Source organism: Citrobacter sp. Colony219, assembly GCF_019382635.1.
Classification (GTDB): domain Bacteria; phylum Pseudomonadota; class Gammaproteobacteria; order Enterobacterales; family Enterobacteriaceae; genus Citrobacter; species Citrobacter youngae.
Genome location: NZ_CP080033.1, coordinates 2,977,356 through 2,979,676, shown reverse-complemented (window position 1 = coordinate 2,979,676; position 2,321 = coordinate 2,977,356). Strand labels below are relative to the sequence as shown.

General features: G+C 49.3%; 3 protein-coding genes. 2 read left to right on the top strand and 1 reads right to left on the bottom strand.

The window, feature by feature from the left end:
• Together JTI85_RS13375 and JTI85_RS13370 are read left to right on the top strand one after the other, a co-directional pair.
• Positions 1-569, top strand: a 569-nt coding sequence (locus JTI85_RS13375) for an IpaD/SipD/SspD family type III secretion system needle tip protein (RefSeq protein ID WP_219351621.1), incomplete at its 5' end; no start/stop codon positions are given.
• 9 nt (positions 570-578) lie between these two features.
• The gene (locus JTI85_RS13370) at positions 579-785 is read left to right on the top strand and encodes a hypothetical protein (protein ID WP_115601884.1); all 207 of its coding nucleotides are present in this window, start codon (positions 579-581) and stop codon (positions 783-785) included.
• A 65-nt stretch (positions 786-850) separates the two neighbouring features.
• Here JTI85_RS13370 and JTI85_RS13365 read toward each other — a convergent pair whose 3' ends face one another.
• On the bottom strand, positions 851-2,218 hold the full coding sequence (locus JTI85_RS13365) for an MFS transporter (RefSeq protein ID WP_200036314.1): 1,368 nt from the start codon (positions 2,216-2,218) through the stop codon (positions 851-853).
• Positions 2,219-2,321: the final 103 nt, after the last annotated feature.

The following is a 2,321-nucleotide window of genomic DNA, read 5'->3' as shown; positions in this document are numbered from 1 at the left end:
CCGATCCAAGATATTCTGGAAATACAGGGGGGAATAAATCATATTCTATTATTCCAACGTCTAAGGAGATGGTTATTGTCCCCATTGACAAAATAGGCGATAAAGGATTTTATATCCCGGAGGGCTATACACTCATAACATCAACGGCCACTGAAGATTATCATGAATATGATTGTTTTTTGATTCCAACGTCAATGTTGGATCCAGCAAAAACTAATAGTGATGCTGGTGATAGTAATACTAGTGTGCATGTTACAGAAAGTGTTGTTGTTATAGACCAGGCATATGATATGAATGGGACGGGAGGAGATAAAGCGAATATTTATGTTTCTCCCGCATCGACCTGGGATTTTGAAGGACACGGCGCGGATGAATCTGCCACTATCAGCAGCGGTATGTTTAACGAGTGGGAAAACTCGATGAACACGATGTCCAGTACAGTAGAAAGCCAGTCACAAGTTATGTCAGAAAAATTAAGCCAGGCTAATACCATCTTCAATAACCTGACCAAGGTATTGTCGTCGACGATAGAAGCTCTACTGGAAACCCAAAAAGAGTTCCTGAAATAGGTATTTATCATGAGCGACATGACCATCAGCTCAACGCCAGTTTCTGCAGATGATGCTGTTTCAGCAGAAGAACTCGACCCAACAGCGAATTTAACGGATGAGCAGCGTAAATTGATGCAGTTAGCCACTTCAGGATTTAGTCTGGAGTTTTTTTCAGATTGTATAATGGGAGATACCGACGATCCGTCCAATCCTATGTACCAGCCGGAGTGGTGACATCGGAATCGTTACGCGAATAATAAATGACGCCAGGCCCGGCGAAGTGTTGCCGGGCCTGGCGTTTATGCACGCGGCTGCGTGATACGCAGGCTGCTCACTATGGCAGCAACCGTTGCCAGTACACCCGCAGTTATCAGAGATATATGTGTTCCGTTATCGCCAAACTGATTGAGCATCAATGCCACCAGCGCTGCGCCGGTACTTTGCCCTAACAGGCGCGCCGTTCCCAGCATACCGCTCGCCCCGCCGCTGCGCTCACGCGGCGCAGAGGTGATAATGGTGTGGTTATTCGGTGACTGGAATAGACCAAAGCCTGCGCCGCACAATATCATCGGCCAGATGATATTATAATCGGAGGGCGAAGCGGGCAGCAGCACCAGCGAAAACAACCCGCTTGCCATCACGACCATACCCAGCGCACCCAATAACCCCGCGTGGACGCGTTCGATAAGATACCCGGCCAGTGGCGCCATCACCATGGTTGCCAGCGGCCATGGGGTCAATAGCAGGCCCGTTTCTACTTCGTTACGACCGAGCACAGTTTGTAGAAAGAAGGGCAGGGAAACCATCGCCAGCATTTGTGCGCTAAATGAACAGATTGACGTGCAAATCGAGAGTGAAAACAGCGGAATGCGCAGCAGGTCAACCGGTAATAATGGTACCGGTAGCGCGAGCTGACGGCGGATAAAGAAGAAACCGACCACGATGAGCCCTACGAGCTCAGCACCAATTAACTTAAGCGATTGCCCTTGTGCAAAACCGCTAAGTGCGGTGATTAGCAAGCCAAACGTTAGCGCATTCATCACCGCGCTGGGCAGATCAAAACGTGGCTTATTGCTACGCGGTGTATTAGGTGGCAGGAAGCGCATGGCCAGCAGTAACGCGATAATACCCAGTGGCACGTTAATCAGAAACAACCATTTCCACGAGGCAATTGAGAGGATCGCTGCCGCAATAGTCGGGCCTGCTGCTGAGGAAACCGCCACGATAAAGGAGTTGATTCCCATGCCTCGTCCAAGCTGACGCTGCGGATAAATCAGGCGAATGAGTGCTGTATTCACGCTCATCAATGCCGCTCCGCCGAAACCCTGAGCCACACGCGCCAGTGTTAGCATGTGCAGCGAATCGGAGAGGGCACAGAAAAGTGATGCGAGCAGAAATACCACCAGTCCGCACTTGTATATGCGTCGGTAGCCAAACATATCACCCAGAAATGAGAGTGACAGGAGTGATACGACAATCGCAATTTGGTAGGCGTTAACGACCCAGATTGAACTGGCCGCGGAGGCCTGAAGATCGGTGGCAATCGTCGGCAGGGCAACGTTAGCAATTGCGCCGTCCAGTACTGCCATAGAGATGCCAATAACAATGGTTAAAATTGCACCGTATCGCTGGGGCAATGGCAGGCCATCGGCCTGAATTTTTTCCATAGGAAGTCAATTTTGTCGGAAATTATGATGAGAATAATAATTTTAGCATTGATATTCAGGCGTTAGGTCGCAGATTTGTAACTAAGTGAGCAAAGACAGATTG